Source organism: Pseudarthrobacter leeuwenhoeki, from assembly GCF_055412885.1.
Genome location: NZ_JBVAYY010000010.1, coordinates 163,188 through 185,940 on the forward strand (window position 1 = coordinate 163,188; position 22,753 = coordinate 185,940).

Sequence of the window (22,753 nt, forward strand, 5' to 3'; positions counted from 1 at the left end):
TCCCGGCACGAGGGCTGCTCCGGAGGCGTTAGAGTTAAAAGGCACGTCTACCACCCGAAGGAGGGGCCGTTGGGTATCTTGGAGACCATCCGGAATCCGCAGGACCTGAGCAAGTTGTCAGAGGCGCAGCTGGATCAGCTGGCAGCCGAGGTCAGGGAATTCCTGATCGGCAACGTCTCCCAGACGGGCGGGCACCTGGGCCCGAACCTCGGCGTCGTCGAACTCACGATCGCGGTCCACCGGATCTTCGATTCCCCCCGCGACAGCATCGTCTTCGACACCGGCCACCAGTCCTACGTGCACAAGCTCCTCACCGGACGCCAGGACTTCAGCACCCTGCGCCAGCAGGGCGGCATGTCCGGCTACCCGGCCCGGGCCGAATCAGTGCACGACATCGTCGAAAGCTCGCATGCCTCCTCCTCGCTCTCCTGGGCGGACGGGATCTCCCGCGCCCGGCAGCTGACCGGCGACGGCGACCGCTACGTCATCGCCGTCGTCGGTGACGGCGCCCTGACCGGCGGCATGACATGGGAGGCCCTCAACAACATCGCCGCGGACAAGAAGCGCCGCGTCGTGATCGTCGTGAACGACAACGGCCGCTCCTACGCCCCGACCGTGGGCGGATTCGCGGACTACCTCGCCTCGCTGCGCCCCACCATCGATTCCTTCCGCGCCGCGCCGGCCTACGAAGGCACCCTGGACTGGTGGCGGAGAAAGCTGCAGAACGGCGGACCGGCCGGCCAGTTCACTTACCGCAGCCTGCACGCCATGAAGAAGGGCGTCAAGGACTGGTGGGCCCCTCAGGGCATGTTCGAGGACCTCGGGTTGAAGTACATCGGACCCGTGGACGGCCACAACCTCCAGGCCATGGAGCACGCCCTGGCCACCGCCAAAAACTATGCCGGTCCCGTGATCGTGCATGCCATGACCGAGAAGGGCCACGGCTACGCGCCCGCCCGCGCCCATGAAGCAGACCAGTTCCACGCCGTCGGGATCATCGACCCGGAGACGGGCGAGCCCACCGAGATCGGCGGCGCGAAGTCCTGGACCGCCGTCTTCGCCGACGAGATCGCCGACATCGCGGACGAGCGCAAGGACATCGTCGGCATCACGGGCGCCATGCTGATTCCCGTCGGGCTGCAAAAGTTCGCCGCACGGCACCCGGAGCGGGTGTTCGACGTCGGCATCGCCGAACAGCATGCCCTCACCTCCGCCGCCGGCATGGCCTTCGGCGGGCTGCACCCCGTCGTCGCGGTCTACGCGACGTTCCTGAACCGCGCCTTTGACCAGCTCCTGATGGACGTCGCCCTGCACAAGGCCGGCGTCACCATTGTCCTGGACCGGGCCGGCGTCACCGGACCCGACGGCGCCAGCCACCACGGCATGTGGGACATGGCCATGGTCCAGATCGTTCCCGGCCTGCACCTCGCCGCGCCCCGCGACGCCAGCCGGCTGCGCGAGGAACTCCGCGAAGCCGTCGCCATCGAGGACGCCCCCAGCGTGATCCGCTACTCCAAGGGCACCGTCGGGGCGGAGGTGGAGGCCATCGAGCGGCTCAGCGACGGCGTGGACGTGCTGGCCCGCCGCCCGGCCGGCTCCACCGACAACGACGTGCTGATCATCAGCGTCGGCGCGATGTCCGAACTCGCCCTCGACGTCTCCAACCGGCTCGGCGCGCAGGGCATCAGCTCCACGGTGGTGGACCCCCGCTGGCTGCTCCCGGTCCGGAACTCCATCATCGCCCTCGCCTCCCACCACCGCCTCGTTGTCTGCATCGAGGACGGGGTCCGTGCCGGCGGCGTCGGGTCCCGGATCCGCCAGGAAATGCGGGCGGCAGGGGTGGACACCGCACTGAACGAAGTTGGCCTCCCGGTGGAGTTCCTCGACCACGGAACCCGCAGCCAGGTGCTCGAACGGGTCGGATTGACCGCCCAGCGGATCACCCACGACATCGTGGCGCAGGTCCTGGGGACCAAAGTTCCCTTCGCGCGGCCCCTCCCCGGCCAGGAACACCCCAGCACGGGCAGCCTGCCGATCCTGTGAGGACCCCTGTGAGAATTCCGGATGGACTGGCGCCGGGCGACCTGGTGGTGTCCCGGAACCGGAAATGGAACGGCAAGGCCCACTGGGTGGTGCCGGGCACCTACCTCGGCGAGGACGGCCACGGCTGGTGGATCTTCCAGGGAACCAACGAGTTCTGCTCCCGCCCGGGTGCGGCGTTCTACGCCGCATCCGACGCCGTGCTGCTGGTCCCGCGCACCGGGGAATACGTGGCCACGTTCTACGACGAGGCCCAACCCGCCGGCGTCCAGGTTTACGTGGATCTGGCGACCGGCCACGGCTGGCACACGATCCGGCCGGGAGTCACCGAGTTCCACCTGATCGACATGGACCTGGACGTGATCCGGACCGTGGACCGCGGAGTGTACGTGGACGATGAGGACGAGTTTGCCGAGCACCGGATCGAGATGGACTACCCCGCAGCCGTGGTGGACCGGATCAGCGCCGCATCGGACCAGCTTTACCAGGCCGTCAAGGCAGAACAGCCACCGTTCGACGGCGCAGACCGCGAATGGTTCAGGAAAGGACGGGCATGAGCGGAATCATCCGGGTTTACAAACGCAACGACGAAGGGGTCCTCGAGTTCAGGGAGGGCTGGTTCGACGAGGATTACAGCCAGTTCGTGATGAACCACGGCGTTGTAGGGCACCAGAGCAAAACCGATGAGACCGACGTCGCCGACGCCGCCGCCGCGGAGGGCCTGATGGATGCCTTCGCCGTGCAGTGCGCCGAGGACGGCTTCGCCGAAATCCCCGAGGACGAGCAGTTCTGGGTCGTGGCCCAGTATGCCCTGAAAACCAAGGACGGCACGGAACGCGACCGCTACCTTGAGGAAAAGGCCAAGGACGCCCTGATCAGCCACCTGGCCTGGCGCGGGCTCGGAATTGTGGACCGCTCGGAATTCTCGGATGCCAAGCTCAACATCTTCATCCTCACCCCGGACGTCAACAAGGCCGTCAACGCGATTAAGGTCTGCATCCGCGGCGAGGACCTCGACTTCACCAAGCTGAGCATCGGTGCCGCAGCCTCCGGCGAGACCTCCTTCAAGCTCAAGCACTCTCCGAAGCAGGCCAACAGCTTCACCCTGTAGTTCCAAGGCAGTTCCACCGGCACGATACACATCAGTTGTGGGGGACATCGACTGGAAGGCATTCCACATGGCGACCAAATCCGTTGAACCTGGCCGTACCCCGCTGCCGCGGGGGATCGGAGCTCCCGCCCGCCGGAGCCTCGCCCACGCCGGCGTCGAGACCCTCGAGCAGGTGGTGGCGCTCGGTGGCCGCGCCCTTGCCGGGATGCACGGCGTCTGCCCGCGGACCCTCGCCCAGCTCGAGGATGCCCTGGACGAACGCGGGCTGGAACTGCCCGCAGGGTAAACCCCGCAGGGTTGATCCCGCAGCGTAAACACAGCCCTCCCCGGGGGCCGCTGCCGGCCGTTATAGGCTGAACCCCATGACTGAATACCGCCGCGTAGGAAATTCCGGACTGACCGTCTCCGTCGTAGGGCTTGGCTGCAACAATCTGGGCCGGTCCAATACGGCCACCGAGTCGCAGGAGGGGACTGACGCCGTTGTGCATTCGGCACTGGACGCCGGAATTACCTTCTTCGACGTCGCCGACAGCTACGGCCGGGAGCCGGGCCTCAGCGAGACGATGCTGGGCAAGGCCCTGCGCCATCGTCGCGACGACGCCGTCGTCGCGACGAAGTTCGGTCTCGACATGCGCGGGACCAACGGGAACGACTTTGGTGCCCGCGGTTCCCGCCGTTACATCATCACGGCCGCGGAGGCCTCGCTGCGCCGGCTCGGGACCGACTGGATCGACCTCTACCAGTTCCACACCCCCGACCCGCTGACCCCGATCGAGGAGACCCTCGCCGCCCTTGACGAGCTCGTCACCAGCGGCAAGGTCCGCTATATCGGCCATTCCAACCGTGCCGGCTGGCAGATCGCCGAGGCCGAATTCGTGGCCCGCGCCCGCGGGGGAGCGCGCTTCATCTCCAGCCAGAACCACTACAACCTGCTGGACCGCCGCGCCGAACTCGAGGTCACTCCGGCCGCCGAAGCCTACGGACTGGGCGTGCTGCCGTACTTCCCGCTGGCCAACGGCCTGCTCACCGGCAAGTACGCCAAGGACACCGCGCCCGAGGGCTCGCGCCTGAGCCACACCCGCACCAACCTGGTCTCCGACGCCGACTGGGACCAGCTGGCTGCCTTCAGCGCCTTCGCCGCAGAGCGCGGCCTGAACGAGATCCAGGTGGCTTTCTCCTGGCTCGCGGCCCAGCCCTCGGTCAGCAGCGTCATCGCCGGCGCCACCCGGCCCGAGCAGGTCGTGCAGAACGCCGCCGCCGTGGCCTGGATTCCCAGCGCCGCGGAGCTTGCTGAACTGGGCGACATCTTCCCGCGGACGCCGAAGGTCGCGCTGTTCTAGATTGACTGCCGGTTCCGGGTTGACGCCCTTTCGCCGGGGCCACCGCAGGGTCCCGGGCCGGGGTGCGCTGGAAACACCGGCCGATTCGGGGCCCTCGTCCGGCCCGGCGATACTTCCACCGGGGCGCCGAGGAACTTCCGGCCGGCACCAGCGGACCCTGACACGGCAGCGCCGCCGTCCGCACTCGTGGGGAGTGCGGACGGCGGCGCTGGTGGGCGGTGCAGCCGCGGATCAGGCTCGAAACAAGAGCGGCTCAGGCAGCCGGCTCAGGCGGCCGGTTCCGACGCCACACCGGGCGCCAGGAACTTCCGGCCGTTGACCCGTTCGGAGGCGCCCACCCGGTCAAGGTACGGGGTGATGCCGCCAAGGAACATAGGCCACCGCGCGCCGAGGATCATGCAGAGGTCGATATCCTCGGGACCAGCCACCACGCCTTCGTCCAGCATGAGTCCGATTTCCTGGGCGAGGGCGTCCTGGGTGCGGCGCAACACCTCCTCGCCGGTGGAGGGCGTGTCGCCGAAGGACATCATCGCCAGGGTTTCGGCGGGGATGAAGGGTTTGCCGTCCGGGCCCTGCTCCGGAGTCCCGTTTTGCATGGACCAGATGGACTTCACACCGTTGTCGATCAGCTTCTGCAGGTTCTGCGAGACGGTGAAGCGGTCGGGGAACGCCTCGTGCAGGGATTCCTGGACGTGCTGCGCGACCGGCAGTCCCACCATGGCGCCGAGGACAAACGGCGTCATCGGCAGGCCCATCGGGCGCAGCGCGTTGTCCGCGACGTCGGCGGGGGTCCCCTCGTCGAACGCGGCGCTCACTTCGCCCATGAGGCGCAGCAGGAGACGGTTGACCACAAACGCCGGTGCGTCCTTGACCAGCACGGCGGACTTCTTGAGCCCCTTGGCGAGCTCGAACGCGGTGGCCAGCACGGCGTCGCCGGTCTCCGGCACACGGACGATCTCCAGCAGCGGCATCACCGCGACGGGGTTGAAGAAGTGGAAGCCGATCAGGCGCTCCGGATGCTCCAGGTCCGCGGCCATGGCGGAGACGGACAGCGAGGAGGTGTTGGTCGCGAGGATGCACTCGGCGGAAACGATCGCCTCGACTTCCTTGAAGACCTGCTTCTTGACGTTGAGCTCCTCGAACACCGCCTCGATGACGAAGTCGGCGTCGGCGAAGGCCTCCTTCGACACCGATCCGGTGACGAGCGCCCGGGTCCGGTTGGCGGCGTCGGGGCTGAGCCGGCCCTTCTGCAGCAGCTTGTCCACCTCGGCGTGCACGTAGCCCACGCCCTTGTCCACCCGGGCCTGGTCAATGTCCGTCATCACCACGGGCACCTTGAGCTGGCGGGCGAAGAGCAGGGCGAGCTGGCCGGCCATCAGGCCGGCGCCGACGACGCCGATCTTGGTCACCGGACGGGCCAGTTTGCGGTCCGGGGCGCCGGCGGGACGCTTGGACCGGCGCTGGACGAGGTCCAGGAAGGCGTAGACGGTGGAGCGGAACTCATCGGTCTGCATCAGGTCCGCGAGGGATTCGCATTCCAGTTCCGCGGACTCGGCCTGCGTCATCGTGCGGTTTGCTTCCATCACCTCGAGGACCTTGGCCGGCGCCGGCGAGGCGTTGGAGGTCCGTGCCTCCACGAACGACCGGCCCGCGGCGACGGCGCCTTCCCAGCGGGCAATGACCTCCGGGGCGGAGGGATCGACGGCGTTGGCCCGTTCCGGGATCACGGCGCCGGCGATGACCTGCGCGGCCCAGGCGACGGACTGCTCAACGAAGTCGGCGGGCTCGAAGATCGCGTCCGCCACGCCCAGCTTGAACGCCTGCGGCCCGGTCAGCGTCCGGTTGTTGCTCAGCGGGTTCTCGATCATCACCTTGACGGCGTTTTCCGGCCCGATCAGCCGCGGCAGGATGTACACCCCGCCCCAGCCCGGGATGAGCCCGATGAACGCCTCGGGCAGGGCCAGCGCCCCGGCACCGGTGGACACCGTGCGGTAGGTGGACTGCAGGGCGATCTCCAGCCCGCCGCCGAGGGCCAGGCCGTTGATGAAGGAGAAGCTGGGCACACCCATGTCCGCCAGCGTCGAGTAGACGTCGTGGCCGAGCTGGGCCATCCAGAGGCCGTGTTCGCGGCCGCTGACGGACTTGATCGTGGACAGGTCCGCGCCGGCGACCAGGAAGTAGGGCTTTCCGGTGACACCGACGCCCACGATCTCGCCGCGGGCGGCACGGCCCTTGAGTCCTTCCAGGACGGTGCCGAGCTCGATCAGGGTGTTGGGGCCCAGGGTGGTGGGCTTGGAGTGGTCCAGGCCGTTGTCCAGCGTGACCAGGGCGAAGGTGCCGGGGCTCTTGCCGTCAACCGCCGGCAGCTGGATGTCCTGGACGTAGGAGTGGGTGAGGGTCTCGTTCGGGAAAAGGTCGGCAAGCTTGTGGAAATCGGCGGCGCTCATGCTGCGGCTCCAGTCTCGGTGGTGGTGGCGGGGACGGTGTCGAGGTCAAAGGCGGTGCCGTAGCCGGCGTGGTGCGGGTTTTCCCAGATCACGGTGGCGCCCATGCCCAGGCCGATGCACATCGTGGTCATGCCGAAGCGGACCGTGGGGTCCTCCTCGAACTGGCGGGCCAGCTGGTTCATCAGCCGCACGCCGGAGGACGCGAGGGGGTGCCCGACGGCGATCGCCCCGCCGTAGCGGTTGACGCGGGGGTCGTCGTCGGCGATGCCAAAGTGGTCCAGGAAGCTGAGCACCTGGACGGCGAAGGCCTCGTTGATTTCGAACAGTCCGATGTCCGCGATGCCCAGCCCGGCGTTCTTGAGGGCCTTTTCTGTGGCAGGGACCGGGCCGATGCCCATGACTTCGGGTTCGACGCCGGCGAAGGCGTAGCTGACCAGGCGCATCTTGACCGGCAGGCCCAGTTCCTCGGCGGCATCGGCGGAGGCCAGCAGTGCGGCGGTGGCGCCGTCGTTGAGTCCGGCGGCGTTGCCGGCGGTGACCCGGCCGTGGGCGCGGAACGGGGTCTTGAGTGCGGCGAGGTCGTTCACCGAGGTGCCCGGCCGCGGCGGCTCGTCCACCGTGTTCACGGTCCAGCCCTGACCCGGTTTCATCGTGGCGACGGGCACCATGTCCGGCTGGATCTGGTCCCTGGCGTAGGCGGCCGCGAGCTTGTCCTGGGAGGCGACGGCGTAGGCGTCGGTGCGGTCCTTGGTGATGGCGGGAAAGCGGTCGTGCAGGTTCTCGGCGGTGTTGCCCATGTTCAGGGCCGCCGGGTCAACGATCCGTTCGGACATAAAGCGCGGGTTGGGGTCCGCGCCGGCGCCCATCGGGTGGTTGCCCATGTGTTCGACGCCGCCGGCGATCACGACGTCGTAGGCGCCGAAGCCGATGCCGCTCGCCGTGGTGGTCACCGCGGTCATGGCGCCGGCGCACATGCGGTCGATCGCAAAGCCCGGCACGGTCCGCGGCAGACCGGCCAGCAGGGCGGCGGTGCGGCCGATGGTCAGACCCTGGTCGCCGGTTTGTGTCGTCGCCGCGATGGCGACTTCGTCGATCCGTTCGGCCGGCAGGGACGGGTTGCGGCGCATCAGCTCGCGGATGCACTTGACCACCAGGTCGTCGGCGCGCGTTCCGGCGTAGATGCCCTTCTCGCCGGCGCGGCCGAACGGGGTGCGGACGCCGTCGACAAAAACGACGTCGCGGATGGTGCGGCGATTCGCGCTGCTGTTGTTTCCGCTGCTGTGATTTCCACTGCTGGGGGGCTGGCTCACGTGCTACTCCTCATCGAGACATGGGTGCCGGATCCGCGCCCCGGGCAGAAGGAGCCAGGGGCAGCAGTGGACCGGGCGACATCAGAGACCATGTTACTCGTCAGTAACATAGCTGGCAAGGGGTGCGGTGCCGCGCGGCCGGGGAGAAGTTCCGGGAGCCGTGGCGGGCGGGCCTAGTGCGCCGTGTCCGGTGCTGTGGCGGCATCTGTGGCTGCGTCAGCTGAACCAGGAACCGCTTTGGCTTCCTTGACCGGCAGCGGCTGCGGATTCCGGAAGGCCTCCGCGATCAGGGAAGCGACAAGTTCGATCTGCCACTGGCGGGCTCCCAGGTTCGCCAGTTCCTCGGCGATGCCTTCCTCGCTGGCCTCGACCGGCGGACGCCAGGACACGCGGCGGAGGTAATCCGGCGTCAGCAGGTTCTCCACCGGCATGTTCAGCTCCTCGGCCTTGGCCTGCAGCAGCGGCCGGGCGGTGGCGAGCCTGGCGGCGGCCTCCGGGTCCCGGTCGGCCCAGACCCGCGGGGGCGGGGGAGCGTTGGTGGGCAGGTGCAGGGGAGGGAGCTCCTCCATGGTCCGGGCGGTGCTGATGCAGCGCAGCCACCGCGGCGCCTCACGTTGGGCCGCGCGGCCGTGGAAGCCTTTGGTGCCCAGCAGCTGGGGCACGGTGCCGGGCATGGCCTTGGCGGCGGCGACGAGGGCGGAGTCGGGGATGAGCCGGCCGGGAGCGACGTCGCGCTTCTGCGCCAGCGAGTCGCGCTCGAGCCAGAGCTCACGGACCGCGGCCAGCTGGCGCCGGTCGCGGATCTGGTGCAGTCCGGACGTTTTGCGCCACGGGTCGACGCGGGGCGGTGCCTGCCCGGCCTCGAGAATGGCGGCGAATTCCTGCTCAGCGAAGTCCAGCTTGCCGTCGGCGACGAGGAGCTCAATGAGTTCCTCGCGCAATTCGGTCAGGACCTCGACGTCGAGCGCGGCGTAGCGCAGCCAGGGTTCCGGCAGCGGACGGGTGGACCAGTCGGCCGCGGAGTGTTCCTTCGCGAGGCCAAAGCCCAGGAGCTGTTCGATCACGGCGGCGAGTCCCACGCGGGGAAGGCCGGCGAGGCGGGCCGCGAGCTCGGTGTCAAAGAGCTTGTCCGGCCACATTCCGAGTTCGGACAGGCAGGGCAGATCCTGGCTGGCCGCGTGCAGGATCCATTCGACGCCGCGCAGGGCGTCGTTGACGATGGCCAGGTCCCCGAAGGGTTCGGGATCGATCAGCCACGTGCCCGAGCCCTCCCGGCGGATCTGGACCAGGAAGGCGCGCTGGCCGTACCGGAAACCCGAGGCCCGCTCGGCGTCCACCCCGGCAGGGCCGTGGCCTGCGGCGAGGGCCGCGGCGCAGCGTTCCAGGCCCGACTGCGTTTCGATGACGAGCGGCACGCCGTCGCGGGGTGCATCGAGGTCGATGATCTCCGGGACCAGGCTGTCGAAGCCGTCCACCGCGATGTGGGCTGTGGTGTCAGCCGCCTCGGTCTTGTTTTGAACTGTGTTGGCGGCCGCGCCCGCGGTGGTGATTTCCGGAATATGAGAGGTCATGATGACTTCAGTTTAGCGACAACACCGTGTCGAGGGCCGCGCATCCGCTAAAACGGAGCGGGTTCCCGGGTTCGCGGGTCGCATCTCAGGCCAGTCCGCGGCGCCAGCGCAGCAGCGGCGTGACGCCTTCGGGCAGCGGGGGAAGGCCCGCGAAGGTGCAGACCATGTCCGACCAGGCGGCGAGGTGGGAGGTGATGTCGGGTGTGGCCGGAGTCCAGGATGCCCGGAGTTCGATGTCGATCGAATTGGGCCGGTCCGCGAGGGTTCCGAAGCTTTCGGACAGCACCCGCGTCGCAGTTCCGCCCGCCGAGCGGTACGGTGCCGCATGGTTTTCGAGGGCTTCGACGAGCCAGGCCCACGCCACCGAGCCGAGCATTTCGTCGTTGCCCATTTCCGGCTCCAGCTGGGCGCGGATGTAGGTGACGACCCGGAACTCGCCGTCCCAGACCGCGGATCCCTCGGGATCGTGCAGCAGGATGAAGCGGCCGGTTGCCAGCTCGATGTCATCGCTTCCGGAAGCGCGGGCCAGGGCCGCGGCCGCAGGGCCGTGCACGGCACCGGAGGGCGTCACCTCGCCGGGGGCGAGAACTTCCGCCCCGAGGGCGACGGAGAACGGTGCCAGCCGTCCGGGCGCGGGGATCTCCTCCAGGCGCAGCTCATTGCGGGTTCGTGCCTGCCGAAGGGTTCCCAAGGCAAACAGAAAATCATCCGGAACCTGGTCGAGTGCGTTCACAATGGAAGGTTATGCAACGGGCGCTCCCAAGCCCGGCAGGCTCGCCGCCGCTGCCCCGTCCGGCTTTCACCAGGCCGGGCGGCGGCGCTCCTGCCGCCAGGGTCAGCCGGCAGCGAGTTCGCGCCTGATGGCAGCGATGAAGGAATCAACGTCGGCCTCGGTGGTGTCGAAGGAGCACATCCAGCGGACCTCGCGGGCCGCCTCGTTCCAGTCATAGAAACGGAAGGACTCACGCAGCCGGTCCGCAACACCGGCCGGCAGGATCGCGAAAACGCCGTTGGACTCGGTCTTCTGGCTCAGTTCGACGCCGGGGATGGACTCGACGCCGGCACGCAGCCGGGCTGCCATCGCGTTGGCGTGCGAGGCGGAGCGCAGCCACAGGTCGCCCTCGAGCAGCGCGATGAACTGGGCGGACATGAACCGCATCTTGGAGGCCAGCTGCATGTTCATCTTGCGCAGGTAGATCAGCCCCTGGGCTGCGGCCGGGTTCAGTGCCACCACGACCTCGCCGAAGAGCAGTCCGTTCTTGGTGCCGCCGAAGGAGAGGATGTCCACGCCGGCGTCGCGGGTGAAGGCCCGCAGCGGCACGTTCAGGTGGGCGGCGGCGTTGGCCAGCCGGGCGCCGTCCATGTGCAGCTTCATGCCTTTGGAATGGACATGCTCCGCGATTGCCCGTACTTCTTCGGGGGTGTAGCAGGTGCCGAGCTCGGTGGTCTGGGTGATGGACACTGCCAGCGGCTGCGCGCGGTGCTCGTCGCCCCAGCCCCAGGCTTCCCTGTCGATCAGCTCGGGGGTGAGCTTGCCGTCAGCCGTGGGGACCTGGAGCAGTTTGATGCCGCCGATCCGCTCGGGGGCGCCGTTCTCGTCCATGTTGATGTGGGCGGTCGACGCGCAGACGACGGCGCCCCAGCGCGGGAGCAGGGACTGCAGCGACAACACGTTGGCGCCGGTGCCGTTGAAGACCGGGAAGCATTCGATTCCTTCGCCGAAGTGCCCCTCCATCAACTGCTGCAGCCGGGCGGTGTAGTCGTCCTCGCCGTAGGAGACCTGGTGGCCCTCGTTGGCGGCGGCCAGGGCGGCCAGCACCTCGGGGTGGACGCCTGAGTAGTTGTCCGAGGCAAAGCCGCGGACCGAGGGATCGTGGAGCCGCACGGCAGTGCTGGCAGGGGCAGTTTGAACTGTGCTTGTCATCGGTTTGCTCACTCTTTCAGTCTAAGGAGGTCCGGACCCAAGGGCTAAGTACGGCGTCCGGGCTCAGGGCCTTCGCCCGGATTCCGGGACCAGCAGCAGCCGCTGGCCGTTCAGGTCTGCCGCGGGGGAGGTGAAGAGCCCGACGGCGGCAGCCGCCAGATCCTCCACATCGGTGAATCCGGGGAAGCTGCGTTCCGGGGACTTCGCCCGCATGGCCGCGTCCACGAGGGCCTTCACGACGAAGACCACCGCGGCACATTGTTGTTCCGCGGGGGCGGCGTCTGTGCCGGAGCCGGCGGCCCCCGCCTGGCCGCGGTGGAAGCCGTCGGCGACGGCCAGGGTCCAGGCTTCGGCGGCGGCCTTGGCGGCCGCGTAGCTGGCGCCGCCCGCCGTCGGCTTGCCCGCGGCGGTGGAGGAGACCATGGCGAAGCGCCCGGCGTCCGAGGCGGCGAGGTCGTCGTAGAAGACCCGCGTGACGTTCCGCAGGGTGGTGATGGCACCGCGTTCCAGGAACTCCCAGTCCTCGTCGCTCTGGTCCGTGATGCCCCTGGCGCCGCGCCAGCCGCCGACCAGGTGGATGACGCCGTCGACGGATCCGCCCGTTTCGGCCAGCCGGGCATGCACCGCGGTGTACAGCGACCGGACGTCCGCGAGGTCCGCGAGGTCGCACACCAGAGGCGTGACGCCGCTGCCGGCTTCCCTGGCGGCACTCTCAATCCGGGGTCGGTCTGAGCCCACGGTGAAGACGGTGTGCCCGGCGTTGCGCAGTGCGCGGGCGGCGGCAATCCCCGAAGGGCCGCTGCCGCCCGTGACCACGACGTTCAGGGGGCGTCCGGCGCTCATCCGGCGTTCATGACGGTGTTTGCAGAGCCCGTGTCGGATGTGCCGGTGATGCCGGCCGTGGACTCGATCACGGGGCGCATCTTCTTCTCGAGGGCCTCGTAGAACATCGAGAGCGGGAACTCGTCGTCGAGCACCTGGTCGGTGAGTCCGCGCGGCGGGCCGGCCAGCGGCAGCGCGTCCGGCCCCTTGGCCCAGACCGAGGCCGGGTTCGGCGTCACGGTGCCGGAAATCAGCTCGTAGGCGGCCAGCCAGTGCGCCATCTTGGGCCGGTCGATGGAGCGCCAGTAGAGCTCCTCGATCCTGGCGCCGAGTTCAACCACGACGTCGGCGGCCGCGTCCCAGTCGATGCTGAGTTTGCTGTCGGTCCAGTGCAGGACGTGGTGCTGATGCATCCACGCGAACAGCAGTTGGCCGCCGAGGCCGTCGTAGTTGCGGACCCGGCTGCCGGTGATGGCGAAGCGGAAGATCCGGTCGAAGATGACCGCGTACTGGACCAGCTTGGCGTGCCGGCGGGCCTCGGGATCGGCGTCCTCGTCCTTTTCGATCTTCACGGATTCGCGGAAAGCGGTCAGGTCGCAGCGCAGTTCCTCGAGGGAGTACAGGAAATAGGGCATGCGCTGTTTGATCATGAACGGGTCGAAAGGCAGGTCGCCGCGCATGTGGGTGCGGTCGTGGATGAGGTCCCACATCACGAAGGTTTCCTGGGTCAGTTCCTGGTCCTCGAGGAGGCTGGCGGCGTCCGCCGGCAGCTGCAGCGAGGTGATGTCCGCGGCGGCGCGGAGCACGCGGCGGAAGCGCGCCGCCTCGCGGTCGGCGAAGATGGCGCCCCAGGTGAAGGTGGGGGTGTGGCGGACGGCGACGGTTTCCGGGAACAGCACGGCGGAGTTGGTGTTGTAGCCGGGGGTGAAGTCGAGGAAGCGGATCGGGACGAAGAGCTTGTTGGAGTATTCGCCCTCCTCCAGGCCGGCGATGAACTCGGGCCAGATGACTTCGACCAGCACGGCTTCGACCAAGCGGTTGCTGCTGCCGTTCTGGGTATACATCGGGAAGACCACGAGGTGCCGCAGACCGTTGATCCGGTGCTGCTGCGGCTGGAAGGCCTGCAGGGAGTCCAGGAAGTCGGGCACGCCGAAGCCGCCGTCGGCCCAGCGGCCGAAGTCCGTCACGAGGAGGGCGAGGTAGCCGGCATCGTGCGGAAAGGCCGGGGCCAGGGCCTCGATGGCCGCCGTGATCGTGCGGACATGCCGCGTGGCCGCCTCGTGGTTGGCGGTCTCCGGGACGGAGCCGTCCTGTACCTGCAGTGCCTGCAACGCGGTGGCGGCAGCTTTGAGCTGCAGCCATTCCGGGGAGCCGGCGGAGATCGGGGCAGTGGTGGTGATAGCGGTGGTGGTCATCGTCAGCGGGCGCCTTTCTATGTGCTGGGAGCGTTGCTCGCCAGTAATTAGGACGAGCGTAGCAAGCAAACAGGAACCCTAATGCAAAATCGGCTTGAGCATAAGGAAGACTGTGGCAAGTGGGTGGCGCGGCCCGGTTCAGCTCCAGCGCCCGCGGGGCTGCCTCTCCCGGAAGGCAGGGGGACCCCGCGGCGCCACTGTTGCGGCGCCGCGGGGTCCCCGGGTGAAATCCGGCCCTGGCGCGGGACTACTGCCGGGCGTCGTCCGCCGAGACCAGCTTCAGGGACACGGAATTGATGCAGAAGCGCTGGTCGGTCGGGGTTCCGTAGCCCTCGCCCTCGAAGACATGGCCCAGATGCGAATCGCAGGTGGCGCAGCGGACCTCGACTCGTTCCATCCCCAGGGTGCGGTCGTGGATGTACCTGACCGTGCCGTCCGCGAGCGGGGCCCAGAAGGAGGGCCACCCGCAGTGCGAGTCGAATTTCTCCTGGCTGGTGAAGAGGTCCGAGCCGCAGGCGCGGCACTGGTAAACGCCCGCGGTGTGGCTGTCCCAGTACTCGCCGGTGTAGGGCCGCTCGGTGCCCGCCTGGCGGAGCACACGGTACTCCTCGGGTGTCAGTTCCTGTCGCCACTGCTCGTCGGTCTTTTCAGTCGGCGCGGTGCCAGCCGGCGCGGTGCCGCCTTCTGTGGCGCTTTCGGCGTCGGACCCGGTGGGGGCGGCGACGGGCGGAACTTTTGGCCTGCTACTAAAGATGCTCATAGCCTCAACAACGCTCAGGAGTCCCCGATAAATCCCGATCCGGCGTACAGATGCAGGACCGGCAGGCCCAGCTTGTCCTGGGCCTTGGTGGCCCAGTCGGTGTGGAAGGTATCGGCGACGGCGTGCGGGCGGGTGATCACCACGGCCTGGCCGGCGCCGAGTTCCCTGACCCTGTCGACCATTCCGTCGACGGCCTTGCCCTCGACGATTTCGCCGGTCACACTGCTGCTGAGTCCGGCCAGGGCCGCGAGGGAGACCGTCAGGGTTTCAGCGGCTTCGGCCCGTTCCCCGGCAGGGTCGGCGTGTGCCGTCAGTTCACGGAAGGCCTTGGAGATCTCCAGCAGGGACAGGTTCTCCAGAAAATCCACCAGGAGGTGCCGCTCCGTGCTGGCCGGAACCAGGACCACCAGCGGTGCATCACCCCCGGCGAGCAGGGTTTCGATGTTGACGCGGTCGTCCGCGCCGAGGGGCTCTTCTGTCAGGATGACGATTGGATCACTCATGACCCCAGCCTAGCCGCGCGCCGGCAGGCCCGCGCGGATTGGAGCCCGTAGGCCCGCCGCCGGCGGTCCCTGCTGCCCACGGATGCCACTCCGCGGGGCGAGTTCGGTAAGAATGGTGCCATGGCTTCCTCCTCACGCCTCCTGCCGGACCCGCAAACGATCTCCACCGTCCGTGGACGGGCTGCCCGCGCCGTCGCGGACTCCGCCGGCGAAGTTTCGGTCCCGGGCAGTGCCAAGTGGGCGCTTGGCGGCATCATCGGCGGCAGCGCCGCGGCCGGACTGCTCGCCGCCGGTTCCTCCGCCCTTGCCCTCTATTTCGCCCGCCGCGTGATCACGCCCGCCCGGGTGCGCGAAGAGGACCAGGAGGTACTGGCAGTCATCCGGGGCGGGCACCGGCTGCAGGTCATCCTTGCAGCCACGCCCGAGGCAACGGTCGAGGGCGTCTACGGATTGTTCTTTGACGGCGGCCGGGGACACGCCCGGATCGGCCGGATCGTGTCCTATTCGCCGGCGGAGCGCACGGTGCAGCGGGAAGTCGAGGCCGTCTACAGCGGGGACCTCAGCACGACGCGCCGCGGATACTTGAGCGGAGCCGCCTACCCGGACCCTGCCAGCATCGGCCTGGCGTCGGAAGAGGTGGACATTGAGGTCGAGGGCGGCGCCGCCCCGGCCTGGCTGGTGCGGGCACCGCAGGAATCCGGCATCTGGGCCATCATGGTGCACGGCCGCGGCGCGAGCCGGCAGGAATGCCTGCGCGCGGTCCGGACGGCCCGGGAACTGGGCATGTCCAGCCTGCTGATCACCTACCGCAATGACGGCCAGGCGCCCTCGGCGCAGGACGGACGCTACGGACTGGGTTCCACCGAGTGGCGCGACGTCGAGGCGGCCATCGGCTTTGCCCTGGAACAGGGGGCCCGTGAAGTGGTCCTCTTTGGCTGGTCCATGGGCGGCGCCATCTGCCTCCAGACCGCCGACTTGTCGCGTTATCACCACCTGATCCGGGCCATGGTGCTCGACGCTCCGGTCATCAACTGGGTGAACGTGCTGGCACACCACGCCGAGCTCAACCGGATCCCGTCGGCGGTGGGCCGGTACGGGCAACTGATGATGAGCCACAAGCTGGGCCGGCGGCTGACCGGCCTTGCCGCGCCGGTGGACCTGAAAGCAATGGACTGGGTGTCCCGAGCGGTGGAACTGCGGACGCCAACGCTGATCATCCACAGCGTCGACGACGAATATGTCCCCTATGGCCCGTCCGCTGCCCTGGCTGAGAAGAACCCGGAGATTGTCACCTTTGAGATGTTCGACCGCGCCCGGCACACCAAGGAATGGAACGTGGATCCGGAGCGCTGGGAACGGCTGGTGGCAGCCTGGCTGGGTCAGCAGATTGCGCCCCGCCCGAATCCGGGCCAGCAGGATCCCGAGGCGCCTGCTCCCGGTTAGTTCCTGCCGGTGCCGATCCGCGCTGTGTGCGCCCCGGTGAGCCGGATCAGTTCGGCGGGGCTCAGTTCGATGTCCAGTCCGCGCCGCCCGCCCGACACCAGGATGGCGTCCAGGCCCAGGGCGCTGTCATCCACAACCGTGGGGGAGGGCTGCCGCTGTCCCAGCGGTGAGATGCCGCCGAGCACATAGCCGGTGCGGCGCTGTGCTGCGGCCGGGTCCGCCATGGTTGCCTTCTTGCCGCCCAGCGCGGCCGCCATCGCCTTGAGATCCAGGTTGCCGCTCACGGGCACGATGCCGACGGCAAGCCGGCCATCGACGTCGACCATCAGTGTTTTGAACACCCGGGCCGGATCGACGCCGAGCACCTCCGCGGCTTCGCGCCCGTAGCTGGCGGCCGCCGGGTCATGGCTGTAGGGGTGGGCAACGAAAGGAACCCCGGCGGCCGCCAGTGCTGCAGTGGCCGGGGTTCCCTGTGAAGCCTGCTTGCGTGCCATTCTGACCTGGATGCCTGAGTGCCGGGTGGCTGGATGCCTGGGTGATGGGTGGCTGGGTGCCGCTCAGGGCTGCTGCGGGAGGGCAGCTACCTTGCGCTTGATCCGCCCCAGCATCGCTGTCATCCCGCGCATCCGCAGCGGAGTGATGGCCCGGGTGAGGCCCAGCAGTTCCGGCATGTCGTCCGGAACGGCCAGGATCTCGGCCGGGCTCAGTCCGTCGAGGCCCTCGTGCAGCACGCCTGCGAAGCCGCGGGTGGTGGGGGCTTCGGGCGGTGCCTTGAAGTAGAGCCGGACGCTGTCGGCAGCACCGCCGTCGGACTTTTCCGTTTCGATGGTCAGGAACAGCGGCGACTGGCACTCGACCACGCGCTCCATCAGTTCCGGGTGGTCCTTGAGCCGGTCCGGGAGCTCCGGGAGTTCACGGGAGAACTCGAGCAGCAGCTGGAGCCGTTCGGGCTCGGTGACGGCCTGGAAATCGTCAACAATTTCCGCCAGTGCGGTGGGGAGGGCAGCAGTATTCATCTCCTCCAGCTTACGCACGCGCGGCGATTGTGTCCCGGTCGGCCCGTCCCCGGGGACTATCCGGGGGCCGGGACCGTGCCGCGCTCGGTGCCCTTCACGATCGGGACGCGGACGGCGTTGCCCCATTCGGTCCAGGAACCGTCGTAGTTGCGGACCGTGTCGAAGCCCAGCAGGTACTTCAGCGCGAACCAGGTGTGGCTGGAACGCTCGCCGATGCGGCAGTACGCCACGACGTCGTCGCCTGGCTTCAGCCCGGCCTCGCCCAGGTACAGCGCCTCGAGTTCGGGGCGGGTACGGTAGGTGCCGTCCTCGGCGGCCGCCCGGGCCCACGGGATGGAGGCCGCGGTGGGGATGTGTCCGCCGCGCAGGGCGCCTTCCTCGGGGTAGGCGGGCATGTGCGTGCGCTGGCCGGAGTACTCCTCAGCGGACCGGACGTCGATGAGCGGCTTGCCGAAGTGGGCCAGCACGTCGTCCTTGAAGGCGCGGATCGGGGCGTCGTTGCGCTCGGCGACGGGGTACTTGCCGGGGGTGATCACGGGCTTGTCCGTGGTGAGGGAGCGGCCCTCGGCGGTCCACTTGTCCCGGCCGCCGTCGAGCAGCCGGACGTCCTCATGGCCGAAGAGCTCGAAGACCCAGAGGGCGTAGGCTGCCCACCAGTTGGATTTGTCGCCATAAATGACGACGGTGCTGTCGCGGGAGATCCCCCTTGCCGCGGCGAGGGCGGCGAACGCTGCGCCGTCGATGTAGTCGCGGGTGACCTCGTCATTGAGGTCCGTGTGCCAGTCGATCTTCACGGCGCCCGGGATGTGGCCGACCTCGTAGAGCAGCACATCCTCGTCGGACTCCACCACCACGAGCTTTCCGTCAGCGAGGGCGCCGGCGTCGATCGCGGCGGTCAGCCACTCGGTGGACACGAGCCGCTCCGGGTGGGCGTAGGCGGCGAACTTGTCGTTCTGTTCAACGGGGTAGGGCATGGTGATGGCCTTTCACTGCAACGGTCAGGGGCCGGGCCATGGAAGAATCGAGCGCGGCGCCGGGCCTCCTTCAACACTAGCCACGCCCCGCCGGGATTGCCCCTCCGGGTTCACACTCGGAAATATGGTCTTCGTCACGTGCTTCCCTCCCGCCCCACGTGTGCCGACGGGCATCCCGCGCATTGCCGGTATTCTTTCTGGGGACAAGAGACCAGCAGAACGGACCACCTTGGTACAGATCGAAAAGCTCGCCGCCCGCACCCCGGCAGTTTCAGTGGATGAACTCCTCAACGGGTTTTATCCGTCATCGCGCTTCGGTGAGGTTTCGTTTTCCAGCTACCGGCCGGATCCGGCCCAGCCCAGCCAGGCCTCCGCGGTCAGGGCGCTCGAGGGATTCGCGGCCAACGTCGGCGCGCGCGACGGCGACGGGCTCTTCAAGCGCCTCTTCGGCAAGAAGGACATGTCCCGCGCCGGGATCTACCTCGACGGCGGCTTCGGCGTCGGCAAGACCCACCTGCTCGCCTCGCTGTGGCACGCAGCCCCGGGGCCCAAGGCCTTTGGCACCTTTGTCGAATACACCAACCTGGTCGGGGCGCTGTCCTTCCGCAAGACGGTCGAGGCCCTGAGTCATTACAAACTGGTCTGCATTGACGAATTCGAGCTCGATGATCCGGGCGACACGGTGCTGATGTCGCGCCTCATGCGGGAACTGGCCGACGCCGGTGTCAAGCTCGCGGCCACTTCCAACACCCTGCCGGGTTCCCTCGGCGACGGCCGCTTTGCCGCCGTCGACTTCGCCCGGGAGATCCAGGTGCTGGCGGACCAGTTCGACGTGGTCCGGATCGATGGCGAGGACTTCCGCCACCGCGGCCTGCCCGCCGCGCCGCAGCCGCTGCCGAACGATCAGCTGACGCACCACATGCAGAGCGAGTTCCACGGCAAGACGGTGGCCCGCGACGAGTTCAGCACCCTGATCAACCACCTGGCCGGCGTCCACCCGAGCCGGTACCGCCAGATGCTCGACGGGATCGAGGGCGTGGTGTGGAAGAACGTCCACACCATCACCGAGCAGGCCGTCGCGCTGCGCTTTGTGGTGCTCGCTGACCGGCTTTACGACAAAGACGTGCCCATCCTGGCCAGCGGCGTGCCGTTCGATCAGCTCTTCACCGAGGAAATGATGACCGGCGGGTACATGAAGAAGTATTTCCGCGCCGTCTCCAGGCTCACCGCCCTGGCCCGCGAAGGCCAGAACCACGAACCCTCCTGACGCTTAAGGCAACGCGGGGTCATCTACGGCCCATCCTGACGTACTGGATGGGCCGGAAGTGACCCCGCGTTGCTTCGTTGAGCGCACTCAGACGCCCTCAGGCGCCGTTAAGACGCCGTTAGGCGGCCGTTAAGACGCCGTTAGGCGGCCGTTAAACGCCGGAGGTGCCGGCGCCACCTCTCGGCGGGACCGGCACCTCGCTGACGTATCTGGGTCAGAGGCCTGGCTGGCGGGGTTCCCCGGCAACGGGGGGCTCTCCGGCGACGGGATTCTGCTCGGCGACCGGCGGCGTATTCGGCCGGTTGTTCGCCTTATCCACGAAGTTGGAAGCGCCCCGCTGCACAGCATCGATCTTGTCGGCGTGCTTTCCGCCGGTCTTCGAGTCGACGAAATCGCCGGCCTTTCCGATGCCGTCCTTGATGGCTTGTTCGTTGCCACCAACTAATTGCTGAGCCTTGCCCTTTAGATCGTCAAGTAAACCCACGGGCACCTCCCTTCGGTCGCGGAGCCAGATCGCTCCTAGCGATTTCTACCCTAGCGGGAGGTTGCGGGAGTGCCAAGGCTGTCCGCCCAGAGGGTAAAAGCTGCAGGGCCGGGTGCAAAGGGTATAACGGCCCCCAGGGCGGGGCGGCAGGGCACAAAAAAGAGCAGCTCCGGGGAGCTGCTCTTGTAGTGGGCGATACTGGGATCGAACCAGTGACCTCTTCCGTGTCAGGGAAGCGCGCTACCGCTGCGCCAATCGCCCGCAACCGGAAGGATCCGGAGTGGAGGTGTCATGAAGAGAGCGGACGACGAGATTCGAACTCGCGACATCCACCTTGGCAAGGTGGTGCTCTACCAGCTGAGCTACGTCCGCATTTTAGTCCATGCCGGCTGGGCCGGTGGTGCTGCATCAAGCAAGTTGCCTTGCTCTGGTGGGCGATACTGGGATCGAACCAGTGACCTCTTCCGTGTCAGGGAAGCGCGCTACCGCTGCGCCAATCGCCCCTTGCATCCGGCCGAAACCGGAAACCAGGGTTTTCACCGAGGTGGGTACGGGATTCGAACCCGTGTATACGGCTTTGCAGGCCGCTGCCTCGCCTCTCGGCCAACCCACCGTGTAGATAGGATTCCAAAGAACCTTACCGTGACAGTGTCCTGCGAGCGGACGACGAGATTCGAACTCGCGACATCCACCTTGGCAAGGTGGTGCTCTACCAGCTGAGCTACGTCCGCATTATTGTCAGCAATTCCCCGCCGCAATCGGCATTTCCTCGCGTTCCAACGAGTAAGAACTCTATAGGAGGTTCAGGGAACTTACAAATCGGGACGACGACGACGGAGGCCGGGACCCGCTGCATCCTTGAGTTCTAGCGGTTCTTGCTAATTACAGCCCTGTAATTAGCCTTGGTTTTGGCGGCGGTTCCCGGACGGCCCGGGTGCCTGCCCCGGTTCTCCGGCACCCCAGCGGAGGACGCATTCTGGGACATACGCGGAATACAGCGCTCCGATTTTCAAATTCCGCCGGCGTGGGCTAGCATTCAATGGCATTGGGGCGATTGGCGCAGTGGTAGCGCGCTTCGTTCACACCGAAGAGGTCACTGGTTCGAACCCAGTATCGCCCACCCAGGAAATGGTCCGTTCCGCTCACCGAGCGGGGCGGACCATTGTTGTTAGTGCAGCCGGCCCGCTGTTGCCCCACTGTCAGAGCCCCGTGAAAGAGTCTTGCCATGACCGCCCCACTTCTTGCCCACGCCACGGATTACGGCCGGATGTACGCCCGCTCCACCTCGGAGCAGTTCTCCGTGCCTTCCATCACCACAGTGATCAGCCAGCAGCCCCACGGCCTGGACGGCTGGTTTGGCTACATGGGGGCCAACAGCCTCGCCCAGGACCCGACCCTGCCCGGCATTCTCGGCAGCCCCGCCAAGGTGCGCCAGGCAGTGAGCCGCGCGGCCAAGGCGGCGGAGACCTACCGCGACGACGCGGCGAAGCGCGGGGACCGCGTGCATAACTACTGCGAACAGGTTGCCTTGCGTGCCCTGGGCCGCCCGCACCAGATGAAGGAAACCCGCGAAGCCCTCGCCGCCAACGGTGAGGAAGCCTTCGCGGCACGCTTCGACGAGTGGTGGGAACTCTTCCAGGTGGAGCCGATCACCCCGGAAATTACCGTCTGGAACAAGACCGTCGGCTACGCGGGCACCCTGGACCTTGTTGCCAAGATCAACGGCCGGACCTGCGTCATCGACTACAAGACCAAGGGCACCAGCCGCGACGGCACCGTCAAACCGCTGGATGACAAGGTCGTGATGCAGCTCGTGGCCGGCATGAAGGCCGAGGAAAGCCTTGTGGACCCGGTGGCGGGGGAGTGGGAAGCGTGGCAGCACGGTGAATCCCCGATCTTGCTGGCGGTAGCGATCGGTGAGACCGAAGTCCGCCCGTTGCGCGCCAACCCGGATGTCCTGAAGCACCACTGGTGGAAGTTCTGCGCCCTGCGGCGCGTCTGGGAAATGTCCGCCGACACCACAGCTGCCGGAACGGCACTGCTCCCACTGGCGCCGCCGCCACTCACCCGATAGTCCCGATGTGGACGACGCGGCCGGCCGCATAGGCGTGCCGTCGGCCGGCGTCAGCCAATGGCAGCTCCGGTGTCCCGCCTGTGCCGGTGGACGTCGCCGGCGGCCCTTCGAGATCACTTCCGGTCCCAGCCGCGTGACCCGCGACCGCAGGGGTCAGGCGGCGGTGCCGGGATTGGCGGGGCGGAAGTAGTAGTTGCGTCGGGGTTTTTGGCGTGGGTCGATGTGGGGTGGCGGGATGAACCAGGGGATGCC

21 protein-coding genes and 6 tRNA genes are annotated in these 22,753 nt (G+C 67.9%); 9 read left to right on the forward strand and 18 right to left on the reverse strand.

The window, feature by feature from the left end; genetic code table 11:
* The first annotated feature begins 69 nt into the window (after window positions 1-69).
* From dxs to ACZYX4_RS11160, 5 genes are all read left to right on the forward strand, one after another.
* Window positions 70-2,043 carry a 1-deoxy-D-xylulose-5-phosphate synthase gene (gene dxs, locus ACZYX4_RS11140; RefSeq protein WP_463875809.1) on the forward strand — a complete coding sequence of 658 codons (1,974 nt, stop codon included), beginning with the start codon at window positions 70-72 and terminating at the stop codon, window positions 2,041-2,043.
* On the forward strand, window positions 2,040-2,597 hold the full coding sequence (locus tag ACZYX4_RS11145; RefSeq protein ID WP_463875811.1) for a DUF402 domain-containing protein: 558 nt from the start codon (window positions 2,040-2,042) through the stop codon (window positions 2,595-2,597). The genes dxs and ACZYX4_RS11145 overlap by 4 nt, the downstream gene beginning before the upstream one ends.
* Window positions 2,594-3,151, forward strand: a complete 558-nt coding sequence (locus ACZYX4_RS11150) for a hypothetical protein (protein WP_463875813.1) — start codon at window positions 2,594-2,596, stop codon at window positions 3,149-3,151. The genes ACZYX4_RS11145 and ACZYX4_RS11150 overlap by 4 nt, the downstream gene beginning before the upstream one ends.
* Window positions 3,152-3,218: 67 nt before the next feature.
* Window positions 3,219-3,437, forward strand: a complete 219-nt coding sequence (locus tag ACZYX4_RS11155) for a helix-hairpin-helix domain-containing protein (protein WP_463875815.1) — start codon at window positions 3,219-3,221, stop codon at window positions 3,435-3,437.
* Window positions 3,438-3,513: 76 nt separating this feature from the next.
* The gene (locus ACZYX4_RS11160; RefSeq protein ID WP_463875817.1) at window positions 3,514-4,491 is read left to right on the forward strand and encodes an aldo/keto reductase; all 978 of its coding nucleotides are present in this window, start codon (window positions 3,514-3,516) and stop codon (window positions 4,489-4,491) included.
* A 266-nt stretch (window positions 4,492-4,757) separates the two neighbouring features.
* On the opposite strand, the gene ACZYX4_RS11165 is transcribed toward ACZYX4_RS11160, so the two are convergent.
* From ACZYX4_RS11165 to ACZYX4_RS11205, 9 genes are all read right to left on the reverse strand, one after another.
* Window positions 4,758-6,938, reverse strand: a complete 2,181-nt coding sequence (locus tag ACZYX4_RS11165; protein WP_463875819.1) for a 3-hydroxyacyl-CoA dehydrogenase NAD-binding domain-containing protein — start codon at window positions 6,936-6,938, stop codon at window positions 4,758-4,760.
* Window positions 6,935-8,248: a thiolase family protein gene (locus ACZYX4_RS11170; RefSeq protein ID WP_463875821.1), complete on the reverse strand. Its 1,314-nt coding sequence runs from the start codon at window positions 8,246-8,248 to the stop codon at window positions 6,935-6,937. The genes ACZYX4_RS11165 and ACZYX4_RS11170 overlap by 4 nt, the downstream gene beginning before the upstream one ends.
* A 173-nt stretch (window positions 8,249-8,421) precedes the next feature.
* Window positions 8,422-9,819 (reverse strand): HRDC domain-containing protein, encoded by a 1,398-nt coding sequence (locus ACZYX4_RS11175; protein WP_463875823.1) that lies wholly within the window; start codon window positions 9,817-9,819, stop codon window positions 8,422-8,424.
* A gap of 85 nt (window positions 9,820-9,904) precedes the next feature.
* Window positions 9,905-10,555 carry a DUF3000 domain-containing protein gene (locus ACZYX4_RS11180; protein WP_463875862.1) on the reverse strand — a complete coding sequence of 217 codons (651 nt, stop codon included), beginning with the start codon at window positions 10,553-10,555 and terminating at the stop codon, window positions 9,905-9,907.
* Between the two features lie 99 nt (window positions 10,556-10,654).
* Entirely contained in the window at window positions 10,655-11,743 is a 1,089-nt protein-coding gene (locus ACZYX4_RS11185) for a threonine aldolase family protein (protein ID WP_463875864.1), read from the reverse strand.
* Between the two features lie 63 nt (window positions 11,744-11,806).
* A complete protein-coding gene (locus ACZYX4_RS11190; protein ID WP_463875825.1) occupies window positions 11,807-12,586 on the reverse strand; it encodes an SDR family oxidoreductase in 780 nt (259 codons plus the stop codon).
* Window positions 12,583-13,980, reverse strand: coding sequence for a DUF6421 family protein (locus tag ACZYX4_RS11195; RefSeq protein WP_463875827.1), 1,398 nt, complete (start codon window positions 13,978-13,980; stop codon window positions 12,583-12,585). Before ACZYX4_RS11195 ends, ACZYX4_RS11190 begins: the two co-directional genes overlap by 4 nt.
* 247 nt (window positions 13,981-14,227) lie before the next feature.
* Window positions 14,228-14,740 (reverse strand): peptide-methionine (R)-S-oxide reductase MsrB, encoded by a 513-nt coding sequence (gene msrB, locus ACZYX4_RS11200; RefSeq protein WP_463875829.1) that lies wholly within the window; start codon window positions 14,738-14,740, stop codon window positions 14,228-14,230.
* Between the two features lie 14 nt (window positions 14,741-14,754).
* Window positions 14,755-15,243 carry a hypothetical protein gene (locus tag ACZYX4_RS11205; RefSeq protein ID WP_463875831.1) on the reverse strand — a complete coding sequence of 163 codons (489 nt, stop codon included), beginning with the start codon at window positions 15,241-15,243 and terminating at the stop codon, window positions 14,755-14,757.
* A 120-nt stretch (window positions 15,244-15,363) separates the two neighbouring features.
* On the opposite strand from ACZYX4_RS11205, the gene ACZYX4_RS11210 reads away from it, so the two are divergent.
* On the forward strand, window positions 15,364-16,686 hold the full coding sequence (locus tag ACZYX4_RS11210) for an alpha/beta hydrolase family protein (RefSeq protein ID WP_463875833.1): 1,323 nt from the start codon (window positions 15,364-15,366) through the stop codon (window positions 16,684-16,686).
* Here the strand turns inward: ACZYX4_RS11210 and ybaK are convergent.
* The 3 genes from ybaK to ACZYX4_RS11225 all read right to left on the reverse strand — a co-directional run bounded on the left by ybaK (window position 16,683) and on the right by ACZYX4_RS11225 (window position 18,676).
* Window positions 16,683-17,180 carry a Cys-tRNA(Pro) deacylase gene (gene ybaK / locus ACZYX4_RS11215; RefSeq protein WP_463875835.1) on the reverse strand — a complete coding sequence of 166 codons (498 nt, stop codon included), beginning with the start codon at window positions 17,178-17,180 and terminating at the stop codon, window positions 16,683-16,685. The two genes, ACZYX4_RS11210 and ybaK, sit on opposite strands and share 4 nt — an antisense overlap.
* A 63-nt stretch (window positions 17,181-17,243) precedes the next feature.
* Window positions 17,244-17,702: a SufE family protein gene (locus ACZYX4_RS11220; RefSeq protein WP_463875837.1), complete on the reverse strand. Its 459-nt coding sequence runs from the start codon at window positions 17,700-17,702 to the stop codon at window positions 17,244-17,246.
* Between the two features lie 56 nt (window positions 17,703-17,758).
* Complete coding sequence (locus tag ACZYX4_RS11225; protein WP_463875839.1) at window positions 17,759-18,676, reverse strand: sulfurtransferase; 918 nt, start codon at window positions 18,674-18,676, stop codon at window positions 17,759-17,761.
* A gap of 229 nt (window positions 18,677-18,905) precedes the next feature.
* Between ACZYX4_RS11225 and zapE the strand changes: the two genes are divergently transcribed.
* Window positions 18,906-19,943: a cell division protein ZapE gene (gene zapE / locus ACZYX4_RS11230; RefSeq protein ID WP_463875841.1), complete on the forward strand. Its 1,038-nt coding sequence runs from the start codon at window positions 18,906-18,908 to the stop codon at window positions 19,941-19,943.
* A gap of 214 nt (window positions 19,944-20,157) precedes the next feature.
* Here zapE and ACZYX4_RS11235 read toward each other — a convergent pair whose 3' ends face one another.
* The 6 genes from ACZYX4_RS11235 to ACZYX4_RS11260 form a co-directional block, all read right to left on the reverse strand.
* Window positions 20,158-20,427: an antitoxin gene (locus tag ACZYX4_RS11235; RefSeq protein WP_463875843.1), complete on the reverse strand. Its 270-nt coding sequence runs from the start codon at window positions 20,425-20,427 to the stop codon at window positions 20,158-20,160.
* 189 nt (window positions 20,428-20,616) lie between these two features.
* A tRNA-Val gene (locus tag ACZYX4_RS11240) sits at window positions 20,617-20,688 on the reverse strand.
* Window positions 20,689-20,726: 38 nt separating this feature from the next.
* Window positions 20,727-20,799: transfer RNA gene (locus tag ACZYX4_RS11245), tRNA-Gly, on the reverse strand.
* Between the two features lie 56 nt (window positions 20,800-20,855).
* A tRNA-Val gene (locus tag ACZYX4_RS11250) sits at window positions 20,856-20,930 on the reverse strand.
* 39 nt (window positions 20,931-20,969) lie between these two features.
* A tRNA-Cys gene (locus ACZYX4_RS11255) sits at window positions 20,970-21,040 on the reverse strand.
* Between the two features lie 45 nt (window positions 21,041-21,085).
* Window positions 21,086-21,158, reverse strand: a tRNA-Gly gene (locus ACZYX4_RS11260).
* A gap of 317 nt (window positions 21,159-21,475) precedes the next feature.
* On the opposite strand from ACZYX4_RS11260, the gene ACZYX4_RS11265 reads away from it, so the two are divergent.
* Both ACZYX4_RS11265 and ACZYX4_RS11270 read left to right on the forward strand, forming a co-directional pair.
* A tRNA-Val gene (locus ACZYX4_RS11265) sits at window positions 21,476-21,547 on the forward strand.
* Between the two features lie 105 nt (window positions 21,548-21,652).
* Complete coding sequence (locus ACZYX4_RS11270; protein WP_463875845.1) at window positions 21,653-22,501, forward strand: cytochrome; 849 nt, start codon at window positions 21,653-21,655, stop codon at window positions 22,499-22,501.
* Window positions 22,502-22,753: the final 252 nt, after the last annotated feature.

What these genes read in the sequence shown, in the direction of transcription:
- ACZYX4_RS11150 (WP_463875813.1), top strand. Translation starts at nt 2,594, where the DNA reads ATGAGCGGAATCATCCGGGTTTACAAACGCAACGACGAAGGGGTCCTC.
- ACZYX4_RS11155 (WP_463875815.1), top strand. Translation starts at nt 3,219, where the DNA reads ATGGCGACCAAATCCGTTGAACCTGGCCGTACCCCGCTGCCGCGGGGG.
- ACZYX4_RS11160 (WP_463875817.1), top strand. Translation starts at nt 3,514, where the DNA reads ATGACTGAATACCGCCGCGTAGGAAATTCCGGACTGACCGTCTCCGTC.
- ACZYX4_RS11165 (WP_463875819.1), bottom strand. Translation starts at nt 6,938, where the DNA reads ATGAGCGCCGCCGATTTCCACAAGCTTGCCGACCTTTTCCCGAACGAG.
- ACZYX4_RS11175 (WP_463875823.1), bottom strand. Translation starts at nt 9,819, where the DNA reads ATGACCTCTCATATTCCGGAAATCACCACCGCGGGCGCGGCCGCCAAC.
- ACZYX4_RS11185 (WP_463875864.1), bottom strand. Translation starts at nt 11,743, where the DNA reads ATGACAAGCACAGTTCAAACTGCCCCTGCCAGCACTGCCGTGCGGCTC.
- ACZYX4_RS11190 (WP_463875825.1), bottom strand. Translation starts at nt 12,586, where the DNA reads ATGAGCGCCGGACGCCCCCTGAACGTCGTGGTCACGGGCGGCAGCGGC.
- ACZYX4_RS11195 (WP_463875827.1), bottom strand. Translation starts at nt 13,980, where the DNA reads ATGACCACCACCGCTATCACCACCACTGCCCCGATCTCCGCCGGCTCC.
- msrB (WP_463875829.1), bottom strand. Translation starts at nt 14,740, where the DNA reads ATGAGCATCTTTAGTAGCAGGCCAAAAGTTCCGCCCGTCGCCGCCCCC.
- ACZYX4_RS11205 (WP_463875831.1), bottom strand. Translation starts at nt 15,243, where the DNA reads ATGAGTGATCCAATCGTCATCCTGACAGAAGAGCCCCTCGGCGCGGAC.
- ACZYX4_RS11210 (WP_463875833.1), top strand. Translation starts at nt 15,364, where the DNA reads ATGGCTTCCTCCTCACGCCTCCTGCCGGACCCGCAAACGATCTCCACC.
- ybaK (WP_463875835.1), bottom strand. Translation starts at nt 17,180, where the DNA reads ATGGCACGCAAGCAGGCTTCACAGGGAACCCCGGCCACTGCAGCACTG.
- ACZYX4_RS11220 (WP_463875837.1), bottom strand. Translation starts at nt 17,702, where the DNA reads ATGAATACTGCTGCCCTCCCCACCGCACTGGCGGAAATTGTTGACGAT.
- ACZYX4_RS11225 (WP_463875839.1), bottom strand. Translation starts at nt 18,676, where the DNA reads ATGCCCTACCCCGTTGAACAGAACGACAAGTTCGCCGCCTACGCCCAC.
- ACZYX4_RS11270 (WP_463875845.1), top strand. Translation starts at nt 21,653, where the DNA reads ATGACCGCCCCACTTCTTGCCCACGCCACGGATTACGGCCGGATGTAC.